Origin of the sequence: Tepidibacillus infernus (assembly GCF_048898065.1) — a bacterium.
Lineage (GTDB): Bacteria > Bacillota > Bacilli > Tepidibacillales > Tepidibacillaceae > Tepidibacillus_B > Tepidibacillus_B infernus.
On sequence record NZ_JBLWFI010000001.1, the window covers coordinates 642282 to 668193 of the forward strand.

The 25912-nt window shown below is 35.2% G+C and carries 31 protein-coding genes; 27 read left to right on the plus strand and 4 right to left on the minus strand.

All coding sequences use genetic code 11. The annotated features are described in order from the left end of the window. Positions 1–5 precede the first annotated feature (5 nt). Positions 6–347: a glycoside hydrolase domain-containing protein gene (locus TEPIDINF_RS03280; protein WP_268807451.1), complete on the minus strand. Its 342-nt coding sequence runs from the start codon at positions 345–347 to the stop codon at positions 6–8. Positions 348–827: 480 nt separating this feature from the next. On the opposite strand from TEPIDINF_RS03280, the gene TEPIDINF_RS03285 reads away from it, so the two are divergent. Further along, positions 828–1313 carry a hypothetical protein gene (locus TEPIDINF_RS03285; protein ID WP_068723703.1) on the plus strand — a complete coding sequence of 162 codons (486 nt, stop codon included), beginning with the start codon at positions 828–830 and terminating at the stop codon, positions 1311–1313. Positions 1314–1347: 34 nt separating this feature from the next. Here TEPIDINF_RS03285 and TEPIDINF_RS03290 read toward each other — a convergent pair whose 3' ends face one another. After that, entirely contained in the window at positions 1348–1671 is a 324-nt protein-coding gene (locus tag TEPIDINF_RS03290; protein ID WP_068723706.1) for a hypothetical protein, read from the minus strand. Between the two features lie 628 nt (positions 1672–2299). Between TEPIDINF_RS03290 and TEPIDINF_RS03295 the strand changes: the two genes are divergently transcribed. Next, positions 2300–2728, plus strand: a complete 429-nt coding sequence (locus TEPIDINF_RS03295; RefSeq protein ID WP_068723708.1) for a hypothetical protein — start codon at positions 2300–2302, stop codon at positions 2726–2728. Positions 2729–2942: 214 nt separating this feature from the next. Here TEPIDINF_RS03295 and TEPIDINF_RS03300 read toward each other — a convergent pair whose 3' ends face one another. Beyond that, complete coding sequence (locus tag TEPIDINF_RS03300) at positions 2943–3347, minus strand: hypothetical protein (protein WP_068723710.1); 405 nt, start codon at positions 3345–3347, stop codon at positions 2943–2945. 473 nt (positions 3348–3820) lie between these two features. On the opposite strand from TEPIDINF_RS03300, the gene TEPIDINF_RS03305 reads away from it, so the two are divergent. The 7 genes from TEPIDINF_RS03305 to TEPIDINF_RS03335 all read left to right on the plus strand — a co-directional run bounded on the left by TEPIDINF_RS03305 (position 3821) and on the right by TEPIDINF_RS03335 (position 11171). Beyond that, positions 3821–4021 (plus strand): Mu transposase domain-containing protein, encoded by a 201-nt coding sequence (locus TEPIDINF_RS03305; RefSeq protein WP_421692136.1) that lies wholly within the window; start codon positions 3821–3823, stop codon positions 4019–4021. Positions 4022–4278: 257 nt separating this feature from the next. Beyond that, the gene (locus TEPIDINF_RS03310) at positions 4279–5931 is read left to right on the plus strand and encodes an acyl-CoA mutase large subunit family protein (RefSeq protein WP_068723713.1); all 1653 of its coding nucleotides are present in this window, start codon (positions 4279–4281) and stop codon (positions 5929–5931) included. A 15-nt stretch (positions 5932–5946) separates the two neighbouring features. Next, complete coding sequence (mce, locus tag TEPIDINF_RS03315; protein WP_068723715.1) at positions 5947–6759, plus strand: methylmalonyl-CoA epimerase; 813 nt, start codon at positions 5947–5949, stop codon at positions 6757–6759. A gap of 12 nt (positions 6760–6771) precedes the next feature. Beyond that, entirely contained in the window at positions 6772–8313 is a 1542-nt protein-coding gene (locus TEPIDINF_RS03320) for an acyl-CoA carboxylase subunit beta (RefSeq protein ID WP_068723718.1), read from the plus strand. 14 nt (positions 8314–8327) lie between these two features. Then, entirely contained in the window at positions 8328–8522 is a 195-nt protein-coding gene (locus tag TEPIDINF_RS03325; protein ID WP_068723720.1) for a hypothetical protein, read from the plus strand. Positions 8523–8544: 22 nt separating this feature from the next. Beyond that, positions 8545–9657 carry a M20/M25/M40 family metallo-hydrolase gene (locus tag TEPIDINF_RS03330; protein WP_421692137.1) on the plus strand — a complete coding sequence of 371 codons (1113 nt, stop codon included), beginning with the start codon at positions 8545–8547 and terminating at the stop codon, positions 9655–9657. Positions 9658–10079: 422 nt separating this feature from the next. Next, on the plus strand, positions 10080–11171 hold the full coding sequence (locus TEPIDINF_RS03335; protein WP_421691354.1) for a DUF3866 family protein: 1092 nt from the start codon (positions 10080–10082) through the stop codon (positions 11169–11171). Here the strand turns inward: TEPIDINF_RS03335 and mciZ are convergent. Beyond that, positions 11168–11296, minus strand: a complete 129-nt coding sequence (gene mciZ / locus TEPIDINF_RS03340) for a Z-ring formation inhibitor MciZ (protein WP_082732371.1) — start codon at positions 11294–11296, stop codon at positions 11168–11170. The two genes, TEPIDINF_RS03335 and mciZ, sit on opposite strands and share 4 nt — an antisense overlap. Positions 11297–11393: 97 nt before the next feature. Here mciZ and TEPIDINF_RS03345 point away from each other — a divergent pair, with 97 nt between their 5' ends. The 18 genes from TEPIDINF_RS03345 to spoVAC all read left to right on the plus strand — a co-directional run bounded on the left by TEPIDINF_RS03345 (position 11394) and on the right by spoVAC (position 25900). Then, a complete protein-coding gene (locus TEPIDINF_RS03345; RefSeq protein WP_068723725.1) occupies positions 11394–11939 on the plus strand; it encodes an NUDIX hydrolase in 546 nt (181 codons plus the stop codon). Between the two features lie 5 nt (positions 11940–11944). Next, a complete protein-coding gene (locus TEPIDINF_RS03350; RefSeq protein WP_421691355.1) occupies positions 11945–13105 on the plus strand; it encodes an endonuclease Q family protein in 1161 nt (386 codons plus the stop codon). Positions 13106–13167: 62 nt separating this feature from the next. Beyond that, positions 13168–13812: a stage II sporulation protein M gene (gene spoIIM / locus TEPIDINF_RS03355; RefSeq protein WP_068723727.1), complete on the plus strand. Its 645-nt coding sequence runs from the start codon at positions 13168–13170 to the stop codon at positions 13810–13812. A gap of 75 nt (positions 13813–13887) precedes the next feature. Further along, positions 13888–14343, plus strand: coding sequence for a ferric iron uptake transcriptional regulator (fur, locus tag TEPIDINF_RS03360; protein ID WP_421691356.1), 456 nt, complete (start codon positions 13888–13890; stop codon positions 14341–14343). A gap of 111 nt (positions 14344–14454) precedes the next feature. Further along, positions 14455–15573: an alanine dehydrogenase gene (gene ald / locus TEPIDINF_RS03365; RefSeq protein ID WP_421691357.1), complete on the plus strand. Its 1119-nt coding sequence runs from the start codon at positions 14455–14457 to the stop codon at positions 15571–15573. Positions 15574–15711: 138 nt separating this feature from the next. After that, positions 15712–15951, plus strand: coding sequence for a DUF4227 family protein (locus TEPIDINF_RS03370; RefSeq protein WP_069798782.1), 240 nt, complete (start codon positions 15712–15714; stop codon positions 15949–15951). A 112-nt stretch (positions 15952–16063) separates the two neighbouring features. Beyond that, positions 16064–16954: a site-specific tyrosine recombinase XerD gene (xerD, locus tag TEPIDINF_RS03375; RefSeq protein ID WP_421691358.1), complete on the plus strand. Its 891-nt coding sequence runs from the start codon at positions 16064–16066 to the stop codon at positions 16952–16954. A 179-nt stretch (positions 16955–17133) separates the two neighbouring features. Beyond that, a complete protein-coding gene (deoB, locus tag TEPIDINF_RS03380; RefSeq protein WP_421691359.1) occupies positions 17134–18309 on the plus strand; it encodes a phosphopentomutase in 1176 nt (391 codons plus the stop codon). Between the two features lie 33 nt (positions 18310–18342). Beyond that, a complete protein-coding gene (locus tag TEPIDINF_RS03385) occupies positions 18343–19143 on the plus strand; it encodes a purine-nucleoside phosphorylase (protein WP_407701947.1) in 801 nt (266 codons plus the stop codon). A gap of 13 nt (positions 19144–19156) precedes the next feature. Then, positions 19157–19987 (plus strand): purine-nucleoside phosphorylase, encoded by an 831-nt coding sequence (locus TEPIDINF_RS03390; RefSeq protein ID WP_421691360.1) that lies wholly within the window; start codon positions 19157–19159, stop codon positions 19985–19987. Beyond that, positions 19984–21312 carry a pyrimidine-nucleoside phosphorylase gene (locus TEPIDINF_RS03395; protein ID WP_421691361.1) on the plus strand — a complete coding sequence of 443 codons (1329 nt, stop codon included), beginning with the start codon at positions 19984–19986 and terminating at the stop codon, positions 21310–21312. Before TEPIDINF_RS03390 ends, TEPIDINF_RS03395 begins: the two co-directional genes overlap by 4 nt. A gap of 80 nt (positions 21313–21392) precedes the next feature. Further along, on the plus strand, positions 21393–22559 hold the full coding sequence (locus TEPIDINF_RS03400; RefSeq protein WP_068723744.1) for a D-alanyl-D-alanine carboxypeptidase family protein: 1167 nt from the start codon (positions 21393–21395) through the stop codon (positions 22557–22559). A gap of 147 nt (positions 22560–22706) precedes the next feature. Next, on the plus strand, positions 22707–23057 hold the full coding sequence (gene spoIIAA, locus TEPIDINF_RS03405; RefSeq protein ID WP_068723747.1) for an anti-sigma F factor antagonist: 351 nt from the start codon (positions 22707–22709) through the stop codon (positions 23055–23057). Continuing rightward, entirely contained in the window at positions 23058–23495 is a 438-nt protein-coding gene (gene spoIIAB, locus TEPIDINF_RS03410; protein ID WP_068723749.1) for an anti-sigma F factor, read from the plus strand. A gap of 10 nt (positions 23496–23505) precedes the next feature. Beyond that, entirely contained in the window at positions 23506–24258 is a 753-nt protein-coding gene (gene sigF, locus TEPIDINF_RS03415; protein ID WP_068723751.1) for an RNA polymerase sporulation sigma factor SigF, read from the plus strand. Between the two features lie 95 nt (positions 24259–24353). Further along, entirely contained in the window at positions 24354–24977 is a 624-nt protein-coding gene (locus tag TEPIDINF_RS03420) for a stage V sporulation protein AA (RefSeq protein ID WP_069798770.1), read from the plus strand. Beyond that, positions 24978–25409, plus strand: a complete 432-nt coding sequence (locus tag TEPIDINF_RS03425) for a stage V sporulation protein AB (protein WP_068723754.1) — start codon at positions 24978–24980, stop codon at positions 25407–25409. Between the two features lie 17 nt (positions 25410–25426). Next, the gene (gene spoVAC / locus TEPIDINF_RS03430; RefSeq protein WP_082732373.1) at positions 25427–25900 is read left to right on the plus strand and encodes a stage V sporulation protein AC; all 474 of its coding nucleotides are present in this window, start codon (positions 25427–25429) and stop codon (positions 25898–25900) included. Positions 25901–25912: the final 12 nt, after the last annotated feature.

Sequence of the window (25912 nt, forward strand, 5' to 3'; positions counted from 1 at the left end):
ATTTATTAACTTAAACTAGTAAATCTACCGCGGCTAGTGGTATTTGATCCATTTTTGTCAACTGGGGAGGAAAATACTCCTAAATAATTTGGAATATCTGTTTCGTACTGATATATTTCAGAACCAGTGTAATAATTTCCACTACTCCATGCAATGGTTTGCCATTCTTTTGTAACTCCCCACCTATTATGCATATATTCTACAACACTTTTACTTCCATAAATTCCGGTAGACCACTTATAACCGTTCATATTATAAAATTCATTCATTGCATCTGATATCCCATGAAAATAGTTGTCTACATTAGTTAGATAATTATTCATATCAGCATCAACAGCAAAATAAATGTTCCGTCCATCTTAAACCATCCTTTCCTTTTTTATAATTGAACAGATGGAATGTCCATTATGACGTAATCAACGATAAACTAATAGCAACTGTTGGTGCACAGATTTCACCAATTAGATTTATTGGAAAAATACGATTATAATGGTAAAATGTATAAGAACAAATCGATTAGGTTTGAATCCTTATCCAATTAGACTAGACTTAGAATAAGTTCCTCATCTAACAATCAATAAAACTGGACATAAGATAATATGTGCCCAGTTTTTTTTTTTAATGGTCTTATGCCTCATTTTATAGGCGCATTATACATAAATTGAAGCAAAAATTGTGAAAATTTGCTTATTTTATAGAAATAAAGAGTAACCATCTGGTAAAATGTTCTATAATGAAAGGGTGTCATTACGAAAAGTTCATTCAAAGAATGGTTGGGCATTAACGTGTTAGCAAAAAAAAAGAAAATGAAATGGGAGATGGGTAAATTGTTGAAAAAACTCTCGGTGTTATTGCTTTTCCTTCTTGTTATAGGTTGTTCTAACTCCTCTGACGAACAATCAGCAATGCAACTGGCAAAAGAATTTAAAATGATTCAGTATGAGATTACGGACTATACTCATATTAGTGACCTAACAGAATACCAGAAAAATATATTGGAAAAATTAAAGCCTTATCTTACCGAGGAGGAATACCAAGATTTTTCGGCTAATCGACTAGCTGGGATTGTTCCTTCTATAGCTCAAAAATATAAAACCAATATTCATGTTGAAGATATAACATTTACTAAAAACCAAGAAAACAAAGAAAAAGGAACAATAGGATTTAGTTACACAATCACATTAAAGTCATCTGGAGAAATCAATAAAACTATTGTAGAAAAAGGAAAAATGATTTTGACCAAAACAGCAGAAGGTTGGTTAATTAGCAATGATTCAAGCGAACATAGCCTCTTAAGGGGAATTAACAAATAAAAGACTTGGATTTCTCCAAGTCTTTTATTTGTTGTTATCGACATACTCCGTCTGATGTACAAAAACGATATCCTTCTATTGTTGATTGAGTTGTATTCCAAACTAAATTCTTATCGACCTGGAATAACATTTGGCCACCAATATTTCCATAGCCCTTTATAGCACCTTCAGTACAATAATCACCTATAGCTCCACCAAAATGAGGCCAACCTTCACATAGGACACGTTCTCCACAATCACATCTGTACCAACCAACTAGAGTAGGAATTTCTTGTCCAGTATTAGCATCAACGGCAGAACAATCTCCTTTTGATATCATTCTGTGAATCCCGTATATTGGACATGGCGCAATTGACATTCAAAATCATCCTTTCTCTTTTTTATATTGAACAGAAGGGGGGCAAAGAGTAACGGTTCACCCCTAACCACACTCTTTGTTCTGTCTACTATAAAAAGGGGAACGAAAATCAAAAATAACAACCATAGGTTGTAAAAATTTAATAAAAATCAATTAAAATTGCTTGTGAGTTTATTACGTATATTTAAATTACACTGGTTTAAATTAAAAATCGACTTACATGAATGGTCGGAGATCGCCATACTGATTGAAAATTGGTTTACAGAACTTTCTTTATAATAATGTCCATTATGACGTAATCAACGATAAACTAATAGCAACTGTTGGTGCACAGATTTCACCAATTAGATTTATTGGAAAAATACGATTATAATGGTAAAATGTATAAGAACAAATCGATTAGGTTTGAATCCTTATCCAATTAGACTAGACTTAGAATAAGTTCCTCATCTAACAATCAATAAAACTGGACATAAGATAATATGTGCCCAGTTTTTTTTTAATGGTCTTCTTCCAAAGCTTTGTAAATTGCATTTACAAAATCTAACTTTCCTTCATACTCAGCAATATATGCATCATCATCAGGATTGATTATTTGATAAAATGTCCCTATGGAGAGGTGAATACTATGAGTGAGAGAAAAATAGGCAAACGCATAAAATTTCTTATTTTACTTATTGCAATAGGTTCCTTAACGATTTATATCTTCTATATACAAGGAGTATTTGAGAAAATTTCGTTAGAGAAACAAGAGACGGTTGAAACCAAAGTTGTAAGTAATGATGAACTTTACCAGATTAGGCGAAATCAATATGAATTATCTGATGAGGTAATGCTTAAGAAAACAAGAATTTGGTTAGCAAAAGAAATTCAAATAGGAGCATCCAGAATTGGCTTCAATTTTGATTTTATGACAGACCATCCTGAATACGATTTAATAGAAATTAGTTTTCCAACAACGAAATATATTGATGACGATCAAGTAATTAAGTTTTTTTCTGATAAAGGTGTAATTACGAAAGTTCATTCAGAGGAAGGGTGGATATTAACGTACTAGTAAAAAAATAAAAAAACTTCAATTGAAGTCTTTTCGAAGACGTAGTCTAGTCCTTCTTTTAAGAAAGTTTTTTATGCCGATAGTTCAAGTTTAACCTTTTCTTTAATGCTTTAACGAAGTTAAACCTTCTTACGCGGTAAAAAAGGAATGCTTGGAATATATAGTAAGTATTCCTTTTTGAATATTCGTGATAATTGCTAGGGTGGAAAATACACTACATTACAATCCAACCACTAGATGAATGAACTTTTGTTAGTATGCCTCTACCTGTTACAAATTTAATATCCTCACCTTCATCATTTACGTCAATATATTGTAGAAAAGGATATTTAATTTCAATTAAGTCATACTGTGGGTTATCGTACATGAAGTCATACATTTCGCCCAGCCAACGTTCTCCGTCGGCACTAAGACTATTAAGAATATCTTTTTCACTAGGTACTAAACTTAACCCAAGAGCAACAGCAGATAATGCAACTTGTGCTGGTATAGGGAATCTTACAACAAAGAAAGTTAAAATAGAAGCAAAAAGGCTTAATCCTGATTCTAACTTATTACTGTCGGGATTAAGAATGCCATCAAGCATAATTTCTCTTTGAGCACGTTCGATTTTATACAAATCATCTTTTGAAACAATTACTGTGGAAGTTCCCTCTCGTGTGTTTGCTATAATAAATCATCTCCTTAAATTTATTATAGGACAAATTTTTAATCCGCGGAATTTTATGTCCTATATTATAAAGGGGCTTTAAATTAAAATTTAACAACCTTTTAAAAAATTTTTACGTCTGGAGGTGGGGAAATGTTTTTTATTGGGATCATTTCAATAATAATTTATGGCAGGTTATGCCGTAAGAGCGATCCGGAGAGTAAAGGTCGTGTTGAAGCTGTAGTCAAATACATGAAAAATAATTTTGCAAAGAATCGATACTATATGGATTTAAGAACATAGAACGAATCATTCTGGCAATGGCTTGAGAGGACTGGAAATGCTAAAATTCATGGCACAATTAAAAAATACCGGCTGAAGTATTCAAAATTGAGCGGGAATACTTAAAGCCAGTACCTCAAAGATATAATATTCCTGACCCCATTTTATCGAGGACAGTAAGAAAAGACAATACGATCTGGTATGAAGGCAACCGCTATACAGTTCCTACCGGTACATACAAGCCAGGGCTTGAAGTAGCCATAGAAGTATGTGACGGAAAGCTTTTGATCTATGACGTCATAGACCACAACCTGATTGCAGAGCATTCTATATCCCTTGAGAAGGGCAGACTTTTTTTTTAATGGTCTTATGCCTCATTTTATAGGCGCATTATACATAAAAGGAGAGAAAGGTTTGAAAATAAGCTATGATTGGAGTGAGCATAACCTATTAAGAGAAATTAACTAATAAAAAAACATATTCTTTTAGATCATTTCTTTATAGGAATGGTCTTTTTTATTTAATAGTAGAAAAAATTAGAAGGAAATATATAATAAATATTGAATATAAATAATATTATTATTTTTTAGAAAAATCTAAATTGTCTGGAGGGGGAGTAATGGGGGAGGTACTACACTCTGATCCATTTCAAAAATGGAAAGAAAAAACGGAAGAATCGTTGCAAAAATTTCCTGAAAGAAAAAAGGTGTTTGAAACAAGCTCTAAGATTGAACAAGACCGGTTATATGTGCCTGAGGAGATTAATCAATCTTATATAGAAAAACTTGGTTTTCCAGGGGAGTATCCTTATACACGAGGAATCCAACCAACGATGTATCGTGGCAAACTGTGGACGATGAGGCAATATGCTGGTTTCTCTTCTGCTGAAGAATCAAATAAACGATATAAATATCTGCTAGAACAGGGGCAAACAGGCTTAAGCATTGCCTTTGACTTACCTACACAAATTGGTTTTGATTCTGATGATCCTTATGCAAAAGGTGAGGTTGGAAAAGTAGGCGTTGCGATCGATTCCTTGCAAGATATGGAAATTTTGTTTCAGGACATTCCACTAGACAAAGTCAGCACTTCAATGACGATCAATTCTACAGCGGCTATTTTATTAGCTATGTATATCGCTGTAGCAGAAAAACAAGGTGTTTCACCAAATCAATTAACGGGTACGATTCAAAACGACATTCTTAAAGAATATATAGCCCGAGGAACATATATTTTCCCGCCGAAACCGTCGATGCGCCTAATTACAGATATTTTTCAATATTGTTCAATTCATTTACCAAAATGGAACACCATTAGTATCAGTGGTTATCATATTCGTGAAGCTGGCTCTACTGCTGTTCAAGAATTAGCTTTTACTTTGGCAAATGCGATAGCTTATGTAGAAAGTGCTTTAGTAGTTGGCCTACAAATTGATGATTTTGCTCCAAGACTTGCTTTTTTCTTTAATGCTCATAACCATTTTTTTGAAGAAATTGCTAAGTTTAGAGCTGCTCGGAGAATTTGGGCAAGAATCATGAAAAATCGTTTTCATGCTCAAAATCCTAAGTCATTACAACTACGTTTTCATACGCAAACAGCTGGCTCCACTTTAACAGCACAACAGCCGGAAAACAATATTATACGTGTTACCTTGCAAGCCTTAGCTGCAGTTCTTGGTGGAACGCAAAGTTTGCATACCAATTCAAGAGACGAAGCACTGGCCTTGCCAACTGAGGAATCAGCACGTATTGCTCTTCGAACACAGCAAATTATTGGTTATGAATCTGGGGTTACAGATACGGTTGATCCTTTAGGGGGATCTTATTATATTGAGGCTTTAACGGATTCCCTTGAAAAAGAGGTGGAAGCTTACTTACAAAAAATCGATGAAATGGGCGGAGCTGTTGCAGCGATTGAACAAGGGTATATCCAAAGGGAAATTCATAAAGCTGCTTACGAGTACCAACAAGGAATTGAAAATCAGGATATTAAAATCGTTGGCTTAAACACCTTTCAAATTGAAGATGATACAAAACCAGAAATTTATCGTGTCGACCCTTCGATAGCCAAGATTCAAGAACAGAAATTAAAAGAGCTTAGAAGTCAAAGAAACCAAGCGTTAGTAGAAACTAGTTTAAATCATTTGCAGCAAGCTGCAAAAACAGAGGCAAACTTAATGCCATATATTTTGGATGCAGTAAAAGCATATGCAACGATTGGTGAAATTACAAATGTATTAAGAGATGTGTTTGGTACTTATCAATCGCACTAAATGGGGGGAGAAAAAATGAGTAAGCCAATTCGGGTTCTTATTGCAAAGCCTGGATTAGATGGACATGATCGTGGGGCATTAGTTGTGGCACAGGGGTTACGGGATGAAGGGATGGAAGTCATTTATTCTGGATTAAGGCAAACTCCAGCACAAATCGTTTCCACCGCCATTCAAGAAGATGTCGATTGTATTGGTTTATCCATTCTATCAGGAGCTCATAACGAGCTGTTCCCTGAAGTAACTAGTCTGCTCAAACAAAATCAAGCAGAAGATATTTTTGTAATTGGTGGAGGCGTTATTCCTGAGGAGGACATTCCTTACTTGTTAGAGCAAGGGATTAAAAGTGTTTTTACACCGGGAACACCAATCAAAGAGATTGCACAATGCATTAGAGAAAATGTAGGGTTCAAGCAACAGAAAAAAATTCAAATTAATAAAATAGATCATATTGGTATTGCTGTAAATAATCTAGATTCTACTATTCACTTATTTAAAGATGTTTTAGGTTTGAAAATGGTGGGAACTGAAGAAGTTCCTTCTGAAGGAGTCAAGGTCGCATTCTTTGAAATTGGTAATCTTCATTTAGAATTGTTAGAAGCGACTCATTCAGATAGTCCAATCTATAAATATATAGAGAAAAAAGGTGAAGGCATTCACCATTTGGCCTTTGAGGTGGATCAGATTACTGAACAATTTGCTACATTAAACCAGCTAGGTATTCCTTCATTGCAAAATGAGCCGAAACTCGGTGCCCATGATAGAAAGGTAGGATTTATCCATCCAAAAGCAACATCTAAAGTGCTTATTGAATTGTGTGAAAAGGAGTAAGGGGGAGGAACAATGTTAAATAAAATAGAAGAATTGGATGTAAGAAAAAGAAAAGTAGAATTAGGTGGCGGAGAAAAAAGAATTGAGTCTCAACATGCTAAAGGCAAGTTAACGGCAAGAGAACGAATTTCCATTTTATTAGATGAAGATTCTTTTGTAGAATTAAACCCTTTTATTGAACATCGTGGCACACATTTTGGGCTGGATAAATTAGAAGCGCCAGGAGAAGGCGTGGTAACAGGGTATGGTAAAGTTCATGGTCGTGGAGTTTATGTATTTGCTCAAGACTTTACTGTATTTGGCGGTGCTTTAGGGGAAATGCATTCAAAAAAGATCACCAATATCATGGATTTAGCTGCTAAAAATGGTTGTCCTGTCATTGGGCTTAATGATTCAGGTGGGGCTAGAATTCAAGAAGGGGTTGTTTCCTTAGATGCATATGGACAGATCTTCTATCGAAACTCCATTTATTCAGGTGTTATTCCTCAAATATCGGTCATCATGGGGCCAAGTGCTGGTGGTGCCGTTTATTCACCAGCAATTACTGACTTTGTCTTTATGGTTGAAAAAACAAGCCAAATGTTTATTACTGGGCCAAAAGTGATCGAAACGGTTACAGGTGAAAAAATCACTTCTGAAGAATTAGGAGGTGCAAGGGTTCATTCTACAATAAGTGGGAATGCTCATTTTACCTCACCCTCAGAACCTGAAGTACTAGAAAGTGTAAGAAGATTACTTAGCTTCCTACCACAAAATAATTTAGAAGATCCACCAAGAGTTTATGCAAAAGAGGACGATGGATGGTGTGAAGAATTGTTAGATGTGGTTCCAATAGAAGGAACGAAAGTCTATGATATACGCAATGTCATTCATTTAATTGTAGATGAAGGTGACTTTATGGAAGTCCATGAGAACTTTGCCAAAAATATCGTTGTTGGCTTTGCACGCATAGCTGGGCAAAGTGTTGGCATTGTAGCGAATCAGCCAAAAATGATGGCTGGTGGGCTAGATATTGACTCTTCAGATAAATTATCAAGATTTGTGCGGTTTTGTGATGCATTTAACATCCCTATTATTACATTAGTCGATGTCACTGGATTTTTCCCAGGCGTTATGCAGGAACATCGGGGAATTATTCGTCATGGTGCAAAGATTTTATATGCTTATTCAGAAGCAACCGTACCTAAGATTACAGTAATTGTACGTAAAGCCTTTGGTGGAGCCTATGTAGCACTAAATAGTAAATCTATCGGTGCAGATTTGGTTTATAGTTGGCCAAATGCAGAGATTGCCGTGATGGGGCCAGAAGGGGCGGCAAACATTATCTTTAGTAAAGAAATTAATGAGAGTGAGGACCCTCTCACAACAAGAGCACAAAAAATTGCCGAATATCGAGAAAAATTTGCCAATCCTTATGTGGCGGCATCAATGGGAATGGTTGATGACGTGATCGACCCAAGAGCAACGAGGAAAATATTAAAGCAATCTTTAGAGATGTTAAAGAATAAGCGGGAAACAAGACCTCCTAAAAAACATGGAAATATTCCATTATAAAGGTGGTGAAATTGATGAGAAACAAAACAAATAAAAGTTTATATCCAACCACAATGTTTATAACTGGGCCAAGAGATCAATCAACATGGAGAACACATAGTAGGCATCAACACCTACAAGAACGGAAAATGCTTTTTCAGAATGAAATCGTTAGACCACAATGGTTTTTAAAACACCTCCATGATAAAATGATAGGGATGAGAAGTTAAATTTTATCTTTGGAGGGAAATGATGATTAACCAAGAACGCTTAATCAATCAATTTATGGAATTAGTTAAGATTGATAGCGAATCAGGAAACGAAAGAGAAATTGCTGATTTCTTAAAAAAGAAAATTACGGAGCTTGGACTAGAGGTAACGGAAGACAACTCTATAAAAAAGACGGGACATGGAGCAGGGAATTTAATCGCCTCACTTAAAGCTACTGAGAATAAAGGTGAAACTATTTATTTTACTTCTCATATGGATACAGTGACCCCTGGGAATGGAATTAAACCATCTATTGATGGGGGTTATATTGTTTCTGATGGGACGACGATTTTGGGGAGCGATGACAAAGCGGGAATTGCAGCAATGCTTGAAGCAATAACTGTGATTAAAGAGGATGGATTGTCTCACGGAAATATTCAATTTTTAATCACGGTTGGAGAAGAATCCGGACTTAAAGGTTCAAGACACCTTCAAGAAGGGCTTTTACAAGCTGATTACGGTTATGCATTAGATAGCAATGGACCAGTTGGTCATATTATTATTGCTGCCCCTACCCAAGCCAAAATTACAGTAACAGTTTATGGGAAATCAGCTCATGCGGGCGTAAATCCAGAAAACGGGATTAGTGCTATTCAAGTGGCTAGTCATGCTATTTCAAAGATGAAGCTTGGGCGAATTGATCATGAGACTACAGCAAATATAGGGAAATTTCAAGGTGGAAGTGCAACAAATATCGTCAGCGACCGTGTAGATATTCTTGCTGAGGCAAGAAGTTTAGTGAATGAAAAATTAGAAAAACAGATTCAACATATGAAAGAGACTTTTGAACAAACAGCAGATCAATTCTCTACAAAGGTAGACTTTACTAGTGAAATCATGTATCCAGCCTTTCGTTTTGGAGAAGATCATCAGGTTGTAAAGAAAGCAATAGAAGCTATTCATGAAATCGGAAGAACGCCAAAATTATTATCTAGTGGTGGAGGAAGTGATGCCAATGTGATTAATGGTCTTGGCATTCCAACCATCAATCTTGGGATTGGATATGAAAACATTCACACCACTTCCGAAAAAATGCCTATCAGCGAACTAGTGAAAACAACAGAGCTTATCCTTGCTCTAATCAAGAAAAACTAGAAAAACCTCAATTGTAATTCAATTTTCATGGAACCCACAAAAGTGACCGTGGTACTCTTTAAACGGGAGTCGTCACTTTTATGGGTTTTCATTATGAATAAAAAGTTTGATCTAAATCTCCCAAGTATCCTCTGATTTGGGATAACAACCTATTACCTCTTCATCTGTTATTTGATAAGCATGATCAATAGGCGCATGTTCTGTTCATAACCATATTCTTTTAATAGGTGAGTAAATGGGATTAGCTCTTTCTCTGAAATGAGAGAAATAAGGGGTTGGGTCATCTACATCGTCTCCTTTTTAAAAGTTAAAGAAATGAATTACCAATGGTTAGTTTTTGCTTGGTAAAAATCTTTTAAACCCTGAATGGAACACTTTCCATTTACATAAGCTGAAAGGTAAGAGTGATAGGAGGGAATGGAATGGTTTTTTGGGGGAAAGGAAAGGTAATTCAAATCTTAGAAGAAACTGGTCAAAGTCAAGTATTGAAGGTTCAATATTCAGATGGTGAAGGAGTAGCCATTCACTATCTTGAATTTTTTCCTGCTTTACAAATTGGCGATCAAATATGGGTTAACCGTACAGCCACTTTCCTTCAATTAGGCACTGGTGGATATGACTATGTGCTCTCGATTTTAAACCATAATGAGAATGGAGTAGTGAAACAAACAAATGGCCATATTATGAAATTAAGATATACACCCCTTCAATTTTCTGTTCTTTCATGTGAGGAACAAGGTAGTGAATATCATCATATATTTACTAAGCCAAGAATGTTGCAAGGTTTGCCAGTAATGATTGGTGAGTTGCATAGCATGTTGCCCATTGTCGTAACCATTCTAAGACAATTAGAAAAAAAAGGTCAAAAAAGACTAAACATTGTCTACATTATGACTGATGGAGCGGCATTACCCCTTGCTTTTAGTAAACATGTATTGCAACTAAAAAAACTAGGTTGGTTAGATCATACAATAACCATTGGCCAAGCTTTTGGTGGAGATTTAGAAGCGATTAATATCTACACTGCACTAATTGCGGCTAAATATATTTACAATGCAGATGTAGTACTTGTGATGATGGGACCTGGCATCGTAGGAACTGGAAGTTGGTTAGGCCATACTGGGGTTGAACAGGGGATTATCATCAATGCAGTATCCTCTTTAGAAGGAGTACCAATCACAATTGTGAGAGCAAGTTCTAATGATCAACGAGGTAGACATGTAGGGATTAGTCACCATACTTTATCTACATTGAAATATATCAGTTTAACAAGAAGTATTGTTCCTTTTCCAAGTTATCTTAAAGAAACCTTCCCCAATGTTTATTCTCGTTTATCTGAACATGCAATACCCAAACATCAGTTAGAACCAGTTTCTATTTCCCATTCTGATGTAAAGGAAATAATCAAAACCTACCCTTTTCCAATTGCAACGATGGGCAGAACGATAGAACAAGAACCGTTATTTTTTGATTTTATTGCAAGTGCCGCGTATTGGTTTTATCAACATTTTTAATGGGAAAAAAGCTGTAAATATTGCTGAACAGTTAATTTTGATTTAGATAGCTCTGAAAGTTTAGCTCTTATTTCCCAAGCTTTTCCTATCATTTTTAATTGGTGAGGTGTACGAATCACTTTCATATTAAAACCTCCTACGATACAATAAAGTAGACTTCGTTTAATTTACTTTTATGATGTTGATGGACAAGTTATGATCATTTTTTAAGGATGTGAAAAAATGTATTTCGATTATTCCGAAAAGACGATTTCTAGTGAAAAAATTTACCAAGGGAAAATCATTCAAGTAAAAGTAGATACGGTCCTTTTGCCAAATGGGAAAGAAGCAAAAAGAGAGTTGGTCAATCATCCAGGTGCTATTGCTGTTCTTGCTCTAACGCCAGAGGATAAAATCATTCTAGTAAGACAGTACCGTAAACCGCTAGAAAAAACGATTTTGGAAATCCCGGCAGGAAAATTGGAAAAGGGCGAAAACCCTCTAGATTGTGCAATTCGTGAATTAAAAGAAGAAACAGGGTATATAGCATCCAATATGACACAAATTACTAAATTTTATACTTCTCCAGGCTTCGCAGATGAAATCATTTATCTTTACAAAGCCAACAGTTTACAACAAGGTGAAGCAAAACCTGATGAAGATGAGTTTATCGAGACAGTTGAATTGTCCCTAGACGAGGCATTAGAAAGAATAGAAACAGGAGAAGTCATCGATGCGAAAACGATAATGGCTATATATTATTGGCAATTAGAAAGGAACAAAGGTTAAAAACCATGAGAGAATTTTTTGCAGATTTACATATTCATATTGGATGGACAGAAAAAAAGGAACCTGTTAAGATTAGTGCCTCTAAGAATTTAACCTATATCAATATCTTGAAAGAGGCTTATCATTATAAAGGCTTAGATATGATTGGAATCATCGATTGTCACTCGCCAAGAGTTCAAGAAGAAATCCTTTATTATTTAAATCATGGCTTGATTGGTGAGCTGGATGAAGGCGGACTTCAGTATCAAGAATTAACCATCCTTTTGGGTTCAGAAATTGAAGTGAAAGAAGAAGGAAGAGGAGAGGCTCATTATCTAGCTTTTTTCCCATTTTTATCGGATATGATCGATTTTTCCAAGTGGATGCAAAAACATATGAAAAATATAAATCTTAGTTCCCAGCGACTTTATGTAAAAACAAAGGAACTTCAAAAAGAGGTTTATGATCGGAATGGCCTATTTATACCTGCCCATATTTTTACTCCTTTTAAATCAGTATATGGAAAATGTTGTGATCGTATGGAAGAGGTATTGGATTTAAATAGAATTGACGCAGTGGAATTAGGACTTAGCTCGGACACAGAAATGGCAGATCGTATTCAAGAATTACACCAATTTCCTTTTATTACAAATTCAGATGCCCATTCGTTACAAAAAATAGGCCGTGAATATAACAAGCTCCTGATAGAAAGTCCTACTTTTAAGGAATTAAAATGGGCTTTAAAAGGTTTAAATGGAAGAAAAATCTTAAAAAACTACGGACTAGATCCAAAATTAGGAAAATATCATCAAACCAGGTGTGTTCAATGTGATCAATTAGTAGAGAATGAGTCATATTGTGACCACTGTGGAAGCAAGAAAATAATAAAGGGAGTGTCTAATCGGATTGATGAGCTTGCAGATCTTCAAACTGGATTACATCCATCTGGGCGACCAGACTATATTCATCAAGTTCCTTTAGAGTTTATTCCTAAATTAGGGCAGAAAACGCTAGAAAAATTACTCTCTCATTTTGGAACGGAAATGAATATTTTACATCGTGTATCAATGGAGCAGTTGCAAGCAATTATCCCAGATAAATTAGCAGAAATGCTCATTCAAGCAAGAGAAGGAAAATTGTCAGTGGAAGTTGGTGGGGGAGGCGTATATGGTAAAGTTTTAGAATAAGTGGGACATAATCCTTTTTTGTCCATCATACAATGTACTATGTTGGACAAGGGGGGATTTTCTTGAAAGGTAGACAAATAGATTACCGAATCCAAAATTACGTAAAAGAACATTTTTCATTATATATTTTCGCTATTATTTTGTTTATTATGGGTGTGATTTTTGGGTCAATGATTGTCCACTCCTTATCACCTGATCAAAAACAAGAAATGATTACGTATATTAGTAAATTTTTTCATGGGATCAACCAAACGGATCAATGGATGGAATCAAAAGTAGCGTTTAGACAAGTTGTTTTTGAGTATCTAAAATACCTTTTTCTTTTATGGTTTTTGGGATTATCTATTATTGGTATGCCATTCATTTTAATTCTATTATTTATGAAGGGGTTTATGGTAGGCTTTACGATTTCTTTTCTTATTGCCGAATTACAATGGAAAGGATTTTTGTTTTCATTTGTTGCGATTTTACCTCAAAATTTATTGATTGTTCCTGTTATCATTATTGCAGGTGTAGCAGGGATTAGTTTTTCCTTGTCACTGATTAGAGCAAGAGGTCAAAATAGAATACGCCAATATCAACAACCTTTTATTTCTTATTCCTTTTTAATGCTGATTTTAGGTGGTGTTCTTATATTTGCCTCTGGTTTTGAAAGTTATGTTTCACCATGGTTGATGAAAAGTGTTACGACTTTTTTAGTGCGTTAATGATTATCATTTACATTGACTTTTCATATTCTCCTCACTATAATCAGGTTAGATGCTGTTAGGAGGTGATACGTTATGGAAGAACGTATCGAAAAAATAAAACAACAGCTTCATTCATATAATTTTAAATTAACTCCACAACGAGAAGCTACCGTAAGAGTTTTATTAGAGAATGAAGAAGATCATTTAAGTGCTGAAGATATATTTCTTTTGGTAAAGGAAAAAGTACAAGACATTGGTTTAGCAACCGTTTATCGAACATTAGAATTACTATCTGAGTTAAATATTACACAAAAGTTAAATTTTGGTGACAATGTAACAAGGTACGAATTCCGATCTGAAGAGGCTGAACATCATCATCACCATCTTGTTTGTGTGAATTGTGGTAAAGTGGATGAAATTAACGAGGATTGGCTAGACCCAATTGAAGAACGTGTAGAAAATCGATTCCAATTTAAAATTGTTGATCATCGATTAATCTTTCATGGGATTTGTAAAGAATGCCAAAAAAAAGAAAAGGATAATCTATAAATCGCGAATTTTCTGTAAAATTCGTGATTTATTTTTATCTATATCCCTTTTATCAATAAAGTGGTAATATATAAAATATACAAAATGTTATTTTTGTAGGAGGAACATAAGATGAGAGTTGGAATACCTAAAGAGATTAAAAACAATGAAAATCGCGTAGCGATTACCCCAGCAGGAGTACAAGCTCTACGCTTAGCAGGCCACGAAGTGTATGTGGAAACCAATGCAGGGGTTGGAAGCGGTTTCGTTGATGAGGACTATTTGTCTGTCGGAGCAAATATTACTGATTCAGCTAAAGAAGTATGGGATAAATCCGATATGATTATGAAAGTAAAAGAACCATTACCTTCAGAATATCAATATTTCCGTGAAGGACTTATCTTGTTTACATACCTACATTTAGCTCCAGAGCCAGAATTAACAAAAGCCTTAGTGGACAATGGAGTGGTTGCCATTGCTTATGAAACAGTACAATTAGATAATGGATCTCTTCCACTATTAATGCCGATGAGTGAAGTCGCAGGAAGAATGTCTATCCAAATTGGGGCTCAATTTTTAGAAAAGCCACAAGGTGGAAAAGGAATTCTACTTGGAGGAGTACCTGGTGTTCATCCAGCAGAAGTCGTTATCATTGGTGGTGGGATTGTAGGAACTAACGCTGCAAAAATGGCGATTGGTTCGGGAGCAAATGTAACGATCATCGATCTTAATCCTGACCGTTTACGCTATTTGGATGATATTTTCCATGGTCGAATCAATACTGTAATGTCTAACTCTTATAACATAGCTCAAGCAGTCAAAAAAGCTGACCTATTAGTTGGAGCCGTATTGATACCTGGGGCAAGGGCACCAAAATTAGTTTCAGAAGAAATGGTTAAAACAATGAGCCCTGGTTCAGTCATTGTTGATGTGGCAATCGACCAAGGAGGTTCGATTGAAACGATTGATCGCGTAACCACTCACAGTGAACCAACCTATGTAAAACATGGAGTAGTTCACTACGCTGTAGCAAATATGCCTGGAGCAGTAGCAAGAACATCAACACTAGCTTTAACGAATGTAACGGTTCCATATGCATTACAAATTGCCAATAAAGGATATGAAAAAGCGATTCGTGATAATCGAACATTAGCAAAGGGAGTTAACGTCATTCATGGTCAAATAACATACGAGGCTGTTGCTAAAGCTCTAAACCTACCCTATGTTCCATTGGAGCATGTATTAAATTAAAGGATTGAATAATTAAATCTAATAGATCAAAAATAAGAGTAGGCTGCTCAACTGTAGTAGCCTACTTTTATCATATTTATTTATAGGTTCTCATAATCTATTATACGTATGTGTACAAGTTTAATTGGGGGTATCATTATGTTCATTACTTTAAAAAGAATTTTAGAATGGCTTATCTTATTTGTCTTCTTTTTTTTACTAACATTATTTTTATACCAATTAGTACTGATTCTTTCTGATTGGATTCAACCGATCGATCAGTTTAAAGAACCATCTGGTCGAGCGGTTAAGGTCATTGATATGGGGAATGGAACCGAAATACGAAACTCGGAAGATGTAATCGATCGCTTAAAGTTATTTTATTGGTTAGGTGAATAATTCCCATAAAATATTTTCCATAAAAAGAAAGAAGGAGTTAATCAAAAGATGTTGAATAGTAGAATAAATAAGTAATGAGAAGAAAGTTTAATTTAAGGGAGAAATGTTTGGTATGGAAAAGAGAATCGAAGAATTTATTCACTATCTAATGGTAGAGAAAGGTCTCGCTCAAAATACACTAGAATCTTATCATAGAGATTTGCAATCCTACCATACATTTCTTAAACAATTTTATCAGCATGTACCTATCGAGAAAACGAATCGTGCCCATATTATGTCTTATCTCATAGATCTAAAAAATAAAGGCAGAGCAACATCGACGATCTCAAGAAATTTGGCCTCTATTCGTTCTTTTTATCAATTTCTTATGAGAGATCATTTTATTCAAAAGGATCCATCGCAAAATTTAGAATCTCCAAAAATCGATAAGCGTTTGCCAAAAGTTCTTACTGTCAAACAGGTAGAACAATTGTTACAAATGCCAAATATCTCAACGTTAACAGGAGTCAGGGATAAGGCCATGTTAGAGCTCCTTTATGCAACTGGAATTCGTGTTTCTGAGTTAGTTTCTTTAAATATAGAAGATTTGAATTTAAATATGGGATTTGTCAAATGTTTTGGTAAGGGTTCAAAAGAACGAATTGTTCCCATTGGTAGCCTAGCCATAGAAAGTATTCAATACTATGTGAATCGAAGTCGAAAGATGCTTCAAAAAAAACCAACAGAAAATGCACTTTTCTTAAACCACCATGGAAAACGTTTGTCAAGGCAAGGATTCTGGAAAATTATAAAAAAATATGCTAAACTAGCCTCAATAGAGGTTGAAATAACACCTCATACACTTAGACACTCTTTCGCTACACATTTATTAGAAAATGGGGCTGATTTAAGATCTGTTCAAGAAATGTTAGGCCATGCAGATATCTCTACGACACAGATCTATACACATCTTACGAAATCACGTCTAAAAGAGGTTTATTCTAAAGCCCATCCTAGGGCGTGAAAAAAAGGTGATTCAACTTTTTTTTAGGTTTGATGCAATGGGTACGATTTGTACCTTTTCTTTCTCTTGATGTTGTCTGACATCAGTCAACTGCCAAAGATTTGATCATTTAAATTTTGTTGTAGTAAATTTATATCTTTGGTGATACTAAAAAGAAAAAATATAGGAGGGATTATGAAATGAAATTTAAACGAATTTCTTTAATTGTTCTTGATAGTTTAGGAATTGGGGAGTTACCTGATGCTGAAAAATTTGGAGATCAAGGGACCAACACCTTTGCTCACATTGCTGATAAATTAAATGGACTAATCATTCCTCATCTAGAAAAAATGGGTTTGGGGAATATTTACCCAATAAAAGGTGTAAACAACATTGAAGACCCTATTGCTGCTTTTGGGAAGATGAAGGAAGTTTCAGTAGGTAAAGACACCATGACTGGCCATTGGGAAATTATGGGTTTAAAAGTAAATATCCCTTTTAAAACGTATCCTAATGGATTTCCAAATTCTCTAATTAAAGCCTTTGAAGAAAAAATAGGTAGAAAAGTAATTGGTAATAAGCCTGCTTCAGGTACAGAGATTATTGAAGAATTAGGAGAAGAACAAATGAAGATAGGAGCTGTTATTGTTTACACATCTGCAGATAGTGTGTTTCAAATAGCTGCTCATGAAGATGTTGTCCCATTAAATGAACTTTATCAAATATGTGAAATAGCTAGAGAAATGACTTTAAATGACGAATATGCGGTGGGGCGAGTGATTGCTAGACCATTTATTGGTTCTCCTGGTTCTTTTAAAAGAACACCAAATCGAAAAGATTATTCAGTAAAACCACCAGCCAAAACAGTTATGAATCACTTAGTTGAAAATGGATTTGACTCCATTGCAGTCGGGAAAATTGCTGACATTTATGCAAATGAAGGAGTTACGAAAGCGCTTAAGTCAAAGTCAAATATGGATGGTGTAGATAAAACGATTGAGGGATTAAAAACAGACTTTAATGGTTTGATTTTTACCAATTTAGTTGATTTTGATATGTTATATGGACATCGTCGTGATCCTATAGGTTATGGAAAAGCGATTGAAGAATTTGATCAAAGATTACCAGAATTGATAGATGCACTTCAAGATGATGATTTACTTATCATTACTGCCGACCATGGAAATGACCCTACACACACAGGTACAGATCATACACGTGAATATGTTCCATTGTTAGTTTATAGTAAATTACTAAAAGGTGGTATCAATTTAGGGATTCGAAAAACATTTGCAGATGTTGGAGCTACAGTTGCAGACAACTTTGGCGTTCAATTACCTGAACATGGTATTAGTTTTTTAGATGATCTAAAGTAAGGGGAGGAAATCAGATTGAGTTTAAAGCTAAAAATAAAGGATTCTTCAGAATGGATATTAAAGAAGGTCAATATCCAACCTGAGATTGGCTTGATTTTGGGTTCAGGTCTTGGTGTGCTAGCTGATGAAATCGAAGAAGCTGTTCAAATACCCTATTCAGAAATCCCTCACTTTCCAGTATCTACTGTAGAAGGCCATAAAGGCCAATTAGTTATTGGTAAATTAGCTGGTAAATCTGTTATTGCCATGCAAGGTAGATTTCACTTCTATGAAGGATATTCAATGCAAGAGGTTACTTTTCCAGTAAGAGTAATGAAAGAATTAGGTGTACAAAAACTTCTTGTTACCAATGCTGCGGGTGGGATCAATCTTTCATTTAAACCAGGGGATCTAATGATCATTGAGGATCATATCAACTTTATGTTTAATAACCCGCTAATTGGACCTAATGAAAACGAATTAGGTGTAAGATTTCCCGATATGTCTACAGCTTATTCTGAAGTGTTAATCGAGAAAGCAAAAAGCGTTGCAGATCAGTTACAAATTGACCTAAAAAGTGGAGTTTACGTGGGACTAACTGGTCCAACCTATGAAACACCAGCTGAGGTAAGAATGTTACGGACAATGGGTAGTGATGCAGTGGGAATGTCCACTGTTCCTGAGGTGATTGTTGCTAGACATTCAGGTATAGAAGTTTTAGGCATTTCTTGTATTACCAATATGGCTGCAGGAATATTGCCTCAACCTCTTTCACACGATGAAGTAATTGAAACGACCAAACTTGTACAATCGAAGTTTTTAAATTTAGTTAGACAAATTATAGGGACCATTTAAAGGGGGAGTTTTTATGGATAATAAATTTAATAAAATTAATGAAGCTAAGGATTATATCTTTTCTAAATTAAAAGAAGCACCAGAAATTGGATTGATTTTAGGTTCTGGGCTAGGAGAATTAGCTGACAAAATTGAAAATGAAGTAAAAATACCCTATCATGAAATACCGCATTTTCCAGTATCAACTGTAGAAGGGCATAAAGGACAACTTGTCATTGGAACACTTGAGGGAAAAAGAGTTGTAGCGATGCAGGGAAGATTCCATTATTATGAAGGTTATACAATGAGTGAGGTTACTTTTCCTGTTTACGTAATGAAAGCATTAGGGGTAAAAATGTTATTTGTTACCAATGCTTGTGGCGGAATGAACAGAGCATTTGCACCAGGTGATTTAATGATTATTAATGATCATATTAACTTTACTGGAGCAAACCCGCTCATCGGTCCAAACATGAATGAATTTGGTCCTAGATTTCCTGATATGTCAAGAGCTTATGATTATGAACTCATTCAATTAGCGCAAAAGGTTGCTTTAGATAAAGGAATAAAAATACAAAACGGCGTTTATGTTGCGATCAGCGGTCCAAACTATATGACTCCTGCCGAACTGAAGATGTTAGCTCGACTGGGTGCAGATACAGTTGGAATGTCCACAGTTCCCGAAGTCATTGTTGCTAATCATGCAAAAATGAGGGTATTAGGTATTTCACTTATTACTGATATGGCAATTGGTGAAGAATTAGAACCATTGACCCACGAGCAAGTGATGGCAGTTGCGGAAAAGAGCAAGACGAAATTTATTGAGCTTGTAAGAGGAATCCTCTATGAGGTGGATTTAGCATGAGAATGGTTGATTTAATTCAAAAAAAAAGGGATGGAAATAATCTTACAACAGAAGAGATTCAGTTTATTATTGAAGGTTATACTCAGGGAAATATCCCCGACTATCAAATGTCTGCTTTGACGATGAGTATTTTTTTTAAAGGGATGAATGATAGAGAAATTACTGATTTAACCATGGCGATGGTTCAATCTGGTGATCAAATTGATTTAACAGCAATTGAGGGAATTAAAGTTGATAAACATAGCACAGGTGGTGTAGGTGATACGACAACACTAGTGCTTGGGCCTTTGGTTGCAACTGCGGGAGTTCCTGTGGCCAAGATGTCAGGCAGAGGATTGGGACATACAGGTGGAACCATCGATAAATTAGAGTCTATTGAAGGTTTTCATGTTGAATTAAGTAATGAGGAATTTATTAAACAAGTAAATGAGATTAAACTTGCCGTTATTGGTCAGACCTCAAATTTAACACCCGCTGATAAAAGGCTTTATTCATTAAGAGATGTAACTGCTACCGTTGATTCAATCCCACTTATTGCTAGTTCGATCATGAGTAAGAAGATAGCAGCTGGGGCTAATGCGATCGTTTTAGATGTAAAAACGGGTGAAGGTGCTTTTATGAAAACACCAGATAAGTCGTTTGAACTTGCAAAAGCGTTGGTTGATATCGGTACACAAACTGGCCGAAATACTGTGGCTATTGTAAGCAATATGGACCAACCCTTAGGTTTTGCCGTAGGTAATGCATTAGAAGTCAAAGAAGCGATTGATACTTTAAAAGGAAATGGGCCAAAAGATCTTGAAGAATTGTGTTTAGTACTAGGTTCTCATATGTTAGTTTTAGGTGGAAAGGCAAAAGATACCGACAATGCTTATCAGACACTGAAGGAGCTTATTCAATCTGGAAAAGCATTAGAAACTTTAAAAGAATTTGTGAGTAGGCAAGGTGGTAACCCAGAATTGATAGAACATCCTGAACGATTACCACAAGCAAAATCTAAAATTGAAGTAACAGCTCTAGAAAGTGGTTATATTCATCATATTGATGCAGAAGAAATAGGAATCAGTGCAATGATGTTGGGAGCAGGGCGAGAAACCAAAGAATCTAAGATTGATTTATCGGTAGGCATCGTATTACATAAAAAAGTGAATGATTATGTAAGTAAAGGTGGGGTTTTAGCTACTTTACATGTAAATGACGAAAAAAATATTGCAGAAGTCACAGAAAAAGTACTTCAAGCCTACACGATAAAAGAAGAAAAAATAGAAGATGTTCCGCTTATATATGGAATTGTTAGTAAAAATGGGATACAAAGGTGGCATTAAGCCATCTTTTTTTTGTAATTGGAATAATTCCCCTTAATCTGTGAAAAATAAGACTATGATTAAAGGAGGGACTACATTTTATGTTGAAAAAAATTTGGATATTAGGAGTAATCCATCTACTACTCTTTTCTTTACTTTCCATCCCTATTGTAAATGCTGAAGAAGTAAACTTGACCCCAAACGCACGTTCAGCCATACTAATTGATCAAGACACAGGTACAATTTTGTATGAAAAAAATAGTCATGATCGGTTGCCACCGGCAAGTATTACAAAAATCATGACTATGCTTTTGATCATGGAGGCATTAGATCAAGGTAAAATTGCATTGGATGATAAAGTCAGAGTGAGTGAAAATGCTGCTTCAATGGGCGGTTCCCAAATCTTCTTAGAAGTTGGCGAAGAGATGACCGTCAAAGATTTATTAAAAGGAATTGCGATTGCATCTGGTAATGATGCTTCTGTTGCTATGGCTGAATATATTGCTGGATCTGAAGAGGGTTTTGTTCATATGATGAACAAAAAAGTAGAAGAACTGGGGCTTAAGAATACACATTTTGTAAATTCCAATGGTCTTCCAGAAAATGATCATTATACTTCTGCATATGACATTGCGATCATGTCAAGAGAGCTATTAAAATATGAAAAAATCACGGAATTTACCGGGATATATGAGGATTATTTAAGGAAAGATACAGATAATCCCTTTTGGTTAGTCAATACAAATCGTTTAGTTCGGTTTTACGAAGGGGCCGATGGATTAAAAACAGGATACACTAGTGAAGCAAAGTATTGTTTGTCCGCAACGGCAAAACGAGGATCACTAAGGGTGATCGCCGTTGTGATGGGTGAGCCAAATACGAAGACAAGAAATAAAGAGATATCTCAATTATTAGACTTTGCTTTTAGTCAATATAAAAACGAGGTGATCTACCAAAAAAATCAAATGATAACGAAAGTGGAAGTAAGCAAAGGAAAAGAACACGAAGTTCAACTAGTTGCTCCTCACCAAATAAGTATACTTATGAAAAAAGGGGAAAAAATAGAAGATTATGAACAAATCATAAAAATAAAAGAGCAAATTCAAGCACCTATTAAGCAAGGTGATATTCTTGGAGCGTTGGAGATCATTCGAAATGGGAAAATAGTGCAATCTATCTCTTTAGAATCATCTACTGATATTTCTAAAGCAAATTTATATCATTTAATTAAAAAAGTTGTCAAGGAACACTTGTTTTTAAACCAATAAAAAGATAACATATACTGATTTATTTCGACATCGAGATGCTGCATTTTGACAAGGCTTCTCGATTTTTTTGTTCTTTTGTCGACTAGCAGGAAAAGGAAAAAGAGAAGGAGAATTAGTTTGGCATGAATGGAAGAAGGAGGATAAAGAATGAGCTTACATTTAGAAATGGAAGTAGAAAGAAGTACTTTAATTGTAAGATTAGATGGTGAATTAGATCACCATACTTCAGAAATGGTTCGTGAAAAAATCGAGGCGGAATTGGACAAGGGGATTGTGAAAAACCTTATCTTCAACCTAGAACAATTATCATTTATGGACAGTTCTGGACTAGGAATGATGCTTGGGCGCTATAAGAGAGTTGTTCAACAAAATGGGAAAATGTCCATCTGTTGTCTTCAAGCGAATGTTTATAAGATCTTCGAACTTTCTGGTATGTTTAAGATCTTACCTGTTTATGACAACGAATCTGAAGCCATTAAATCATTGGAGGTGGCGTAATTGGAGAATTTTATGCGATTACAATTTGCCTCCAAGTCAGAAAATGAATCTTTTGCCCGGGTTGCTGTAGCAGCGTTTATTTCTCAAATCGATCCAACGTTAGATGATTTAAATGATATTAAAACGGTTGTTTCAGAAGCAGTAACTAATGCGATCATTCATGGATATGATCAAGAACCTAATGGGATGGTAGAAATAACCGTACTCCTTAAAGATTCAATCGTGGAAATCACAATTGAAGATCAAGGAAAAGGAATTGAAGATGTTCAGGAAGCAATACAACCACTTTTTACGACAAAACCGGAGTTAGAAAGATCTGGAATGGGCTTTACGATCATGGAGAATTTTATGGATGAAATGAAGGTTCAATCTGAAGTAGGAAAAGGAACCAAAGTGATTTTAAGAAAAGAGCTTGCACTGAATCGTATTATAAGTTAGGGGTGGTCATATGGAAATTGATATTAAGAATAGCCACCACTCTTATCTGGACGATGCAGAAATTAAAGAATTAATAATTCAAAGTCAAAATGGTGACGATAAAGCGAAAGAACTCATCGTAAATAGTAATATTCGGCTTATCTGGTCTGTTGTTCAAAGATTTTTAAATAGAGGTTATGAGGCGGATGATTTATTTCAAATAGGAGCGATTGGGTTATTAAAAGCAGTAGATAAATTTGATTTGTCGTTTGATGTGAAGTTTTCAACCTATGCAGTACCCATGATTATTGGAGAAATACAGCGTTTTATAAGAGATGATGGGACAGTTAAAGTGAGTAGGTCTCTAAAAGAGACTGCTAACAAGGTCAGAAAAGCGAAAGATGAATTATCTAAGCAATTAGGTAGATTACCGACCATTAAAGAAATTGCTGATCATCTTCATATTTCACCCGAGGATGTTGTTTTTGCTCAAGAAGCCAATAGAGCTCCATCCTCGATCCATGAAACTGTATTTGAAAATGATGGGGATCCGATTACACTGATGGATCAAATTTCTGACGATTCACAAGACAAGTGGTTCGAAAAATTAGCATTACAAGAAGCCATACGATCTCTAAATGAAAGAGAACGATTAATTGTTTATCTTAGGTATTATAAAGATCAAACCCAATCTGAAGTTGCTGAACGCTTAGGAATATCTCAAGTTCAAGTATCAAGATTGGAAAAGAAAATACTTTCGATGATAAAAGACCAATTAGGTTAATCCATTTTGGTCTTTTTTCTTTTTCATTGCATGGCTTTCAACGGGATAACTCATAATAAGAAAGACACTCTTTATCATTAAAGGGGGAAAAGTAAATGAGTGACAGAAATATAGTCTACCTACGTTTGCGCAACCGACATTTTGCAAAACCGAATGCACAAATATTTTTATCAGAAATTGCACAAATTATTGCTCCTAAACAATATGAATCAGCAATAAAAGGGTTATCCTTGTACCAGATCACTGCTGAAGACCAACACTTAGTAGTTTTGGATCTCATTCATGTGATAAAAAAAATCAAGGAAGAATTCCCTAATTTAGACATTAGGAGTATCGGTTCTCCAGAAATTATCATTGAAATCGTAACGGCTGAAATGAAGAAGCAGCCAAGTATATGGTTAATTGCATTTGTTTGGACATTACTATTTATTGGATCAGGCCTTGCAATCATGAATTTCCATCATGATGTCAGTATGCAAGAGGTACACCAGCGTATTTACTATTTGATTACAGGGATCGAGAATAAAAAACCTTTACTTTTACAAATCCCTTATTCCTTCGGTTTAGGATTTGGGATGATCCTATTTTTTAATCATATTTTCAAGAAAAAAATAAACGAAGAGCCTAGCCCATTGGAAGTAGAGATGTTTTTATATCAAAAAAATTTGGACGATTACGTTGTATTAAATGAAAACAAAGAAAATAGGAAGAAGGATTAAATGCTTCTACTTTTTCAATATTCATTGGTGGTATTAATTGGCTTAGCTGGAGGGTTAGCTGTAGGTAGTGGGCTAGTCGCTTTTGTCACTGTTCTAGATATTATTCCGAGGTTAACTCAACTCATAAAAGGGTTTAGATATATGAAATGGTTTGAAAGAGCATTGGTAAGTGGTGCTGTCATTTTTACTTGGATTGATTTAAGGGAAATAATCTTTCATTTACCTAAAATCTTAATCTTTATTTTTGGAGCCTTTTCCGGAATATTCGTTGGAATGCTTGCTGGTGCACTCACAGAAGTACTTAATGTTTTGCCCATTTTGGCAAAACGTGTGAATATGGCGAATGCTATATTATTTCTTTTAATGGCAATGGTATTTGGAAAAATTGCAGGATCATTGATCCATTGGTTAATCTATGTGCCGAATTCATGATTTAAAGGGTGATGTATATGAGTCAATCTACTGGTAAAAAAAGAAAACAAAATGAAGAAAAAAGAAAATATCAACAAATGACCATGCAAATGAGACCAAAGCCTCCTGTTTTAATCAATAGTGTCAAAGCTTTTGTGATCGGTGGACTGATAAGTCTGTTGGGTCAAGCCTTTCAAAATATATACCTTCATTTAGGATTTTCAAAAGATCAGGTAGGGAATCCAACAGTAGCAACTTTGGTCTTTATATCAGCTCTTCTAACAGGCCTTGGAATTTACGATAAAATTGGACAATTTGCTGGTGCAGGATCAGCTGTTCCGGTAACTGGTTTTGCTAACTCCATTGCTTCAGCAGCTTTAGAACATCGTGCAGAAGGTTTGGTACTTGGTATAGGTGGAAATATGTTTAAACTAGCTGGTTCCGTTATTGTTTATGGTGTGGTAGCCGCTTTCTTCGTTGGATTGGTTAAAACCTTAATTCGCTTGATCTAAGGAGGTAAAACA

What these genes read in the sequence shown, in the direction of transcription:
- TEPIDINF_RS03290 (WP_068723706.1), bottom strand. Translation starts at nt 1,671, where the DNA reads ATGTCAATTGCGCCATGTCCAATATACGGGATTCACAGAATGATATCA.
- TEPIDINF_RS03295 (WP_068723708.1), top strand. Translation starts at nt 2,300, where the DNA reads ATGAGTGAGAGAAAAATAGGCAAACGCATAAAATTTCTTATTTTACTT.
- TEPIDINF_RS03310 (WP_068723713.1), top strand. Translation starts at nt 4,279, where the DNA reads ATGGGGGAGGTACTACACTCTGATCCATTTCAAAAATGGAAAGAAAAA.
- mce (WP_068723715.1), top strand. Translation starts at nt 5,947, where the DNA reads ATGAGTAAGCCAATTCGGGTTCTTATTGCAAAGCCTGGATTAGATGGA.
- TEPIDINF_RS03320 (WP_068723718.1), top strand. Translation starts at nt 6,772, where the DNA reads ATGTTAAATAAAATAGAAGAATTGGATGTAAGAAAAAGAAAAGTAGAA.
- TEPIDINF_RS03325 (WP_068723720.1), top strand. Translation starts at nt 8,328, where the DNA reads ATGAGAAACAAAACAAATAAAAGTTTATATCCAACCACAATGTTTATA.
- TEPIDINF_RS03330 (WP_421692137.1), top strand. Translation starts at nt 8,545, where the DNA reads ATGATTAACCAAGAACGCTTAATCAATCAATTTATGGAATTAGTTAAG.
- TEPIDINF_RS03335 (WP_421691354.1), top strand. Translation starts at nt 10,080, where the DNA reads ATGGTTTTTTGGGGGAAAGGAAAGGTAATTCAAATCTTAGAAGAAACT.
- mciZ (WP_082732371.1), bottom strand. Translation starts at nt 11,296, where the DNA reads ATGAAAGTGATTCGTACACCTCACCAATTAAAAATGATAGGAAAAGCT.
- TEPIDINF_RS03345 (WP_068723725.1), top strand. Translation starts at nt 11,394, where the DNA reads ATGTATTTCGATTATTCCGAAAAGACGATTTCTAGTGAAAAAATTTAC.
- TEPIDINF_RS03350 (WP_421691355.1), top strand. Translation starts at nt 11,945, where the DNA reads ATGAGAGAATTTTTTGCAGATTTACATATTCATATTGGATGGACAGAA.
- fur (WP_421691356.1), top strand. Translation starts at nt 13,888, where the DNA reads ATGGAAGAACGTATCGAAAAAATAAAACAACAGCTTCATTCATATAAT.
- ald (WP_421691357.1), top strand. Translation starts at nt 14,455, where the DNA reads ATGAGAGTTGGAATACCTAAAGAGATTAAAAACAATGAAAATCGCGTA.
- TEPIDINF_RS03370 (WP_069798782.1), top strand. Translation starts at nt 15,712, where the DNA reads ATGTTCATTACTTTAAAAAGAATTTTAGAATGGCTTATCTTATTTGTC.
- xerD (WP_421691358.1), top strand. Translation starts at nt 16,064, where the DNA reads ATGGAAAAGAGAATCGAAGAATTTATTCACTATCTAATGGTAGAGAAA.
- deoB (WP_421691359.1), top strand. Translation starts at nt 17,134, where the DNA reads ATGAAATTTAAACGAATTTCTTTAATTGTTCTTGATAGTTTAGGAATT.
- TEPIDINF_RS03390 (WP_421691360.1), top strand. Translation starts at nt 19,157, where the DNA reads ATGGATAATAAATTTAATAAAATTAATGAAGCTAAGGATTATATCTTT.
- TEPIDINF_RS03395 (WP_421691361.1), top strand. Translation starts at nt 19,984, where the DNA reads ATGAGAATGGTTGATTTAATTCAAAAAAAAAGGGATGGAAATAATCTT.
- TEPIDINF_RS03400 (WP_068723744.1), top strand. Translation starts at nt 21,393, where the DNA reads ATGTTGAAAAAAATTTGGATATTAGGAGTAATCCATCTACTACTCTTT.
- spoIIAA (WP_068723747.1), top strand. Translation starts at nt 22,707, where the DNA reads ATGAGCTTACATTTAGAAATGGAAGTAGAAAGAAGTACTTTAATTGTA.
- sigF (WP_068723751.1), top strand. Translation starts at nt 23,506, where the DNA reads ATGGAAATTGATATTAAGAATAGCCACCACTCTTATCTGGACGATGCA.
- TEPIDINF_RS03420 (WP_069798770.1), top strand. Translation starts at nt 24,354, where the DNA reads ATGAGTGACAGAAATATAGTCTACCTACGTTTGCGCAACCGACATTTT.
- TEPIDINF_RS03425 (WP_068723754.1), top strand. Translation starts at nt 24,978, where the DNA reads ATGCTTCTACTTTTTCAATATTCATTGGTGGTATTAATTGGCTTAGCT.
- spoVAC (WP_082732373.1), top strand. Translation starts at nt 25,427, where the DNA reads ATGAGTCAATCTACTGGTAAAAAAAGAAAACAAAATGAAGAAAAAAGA.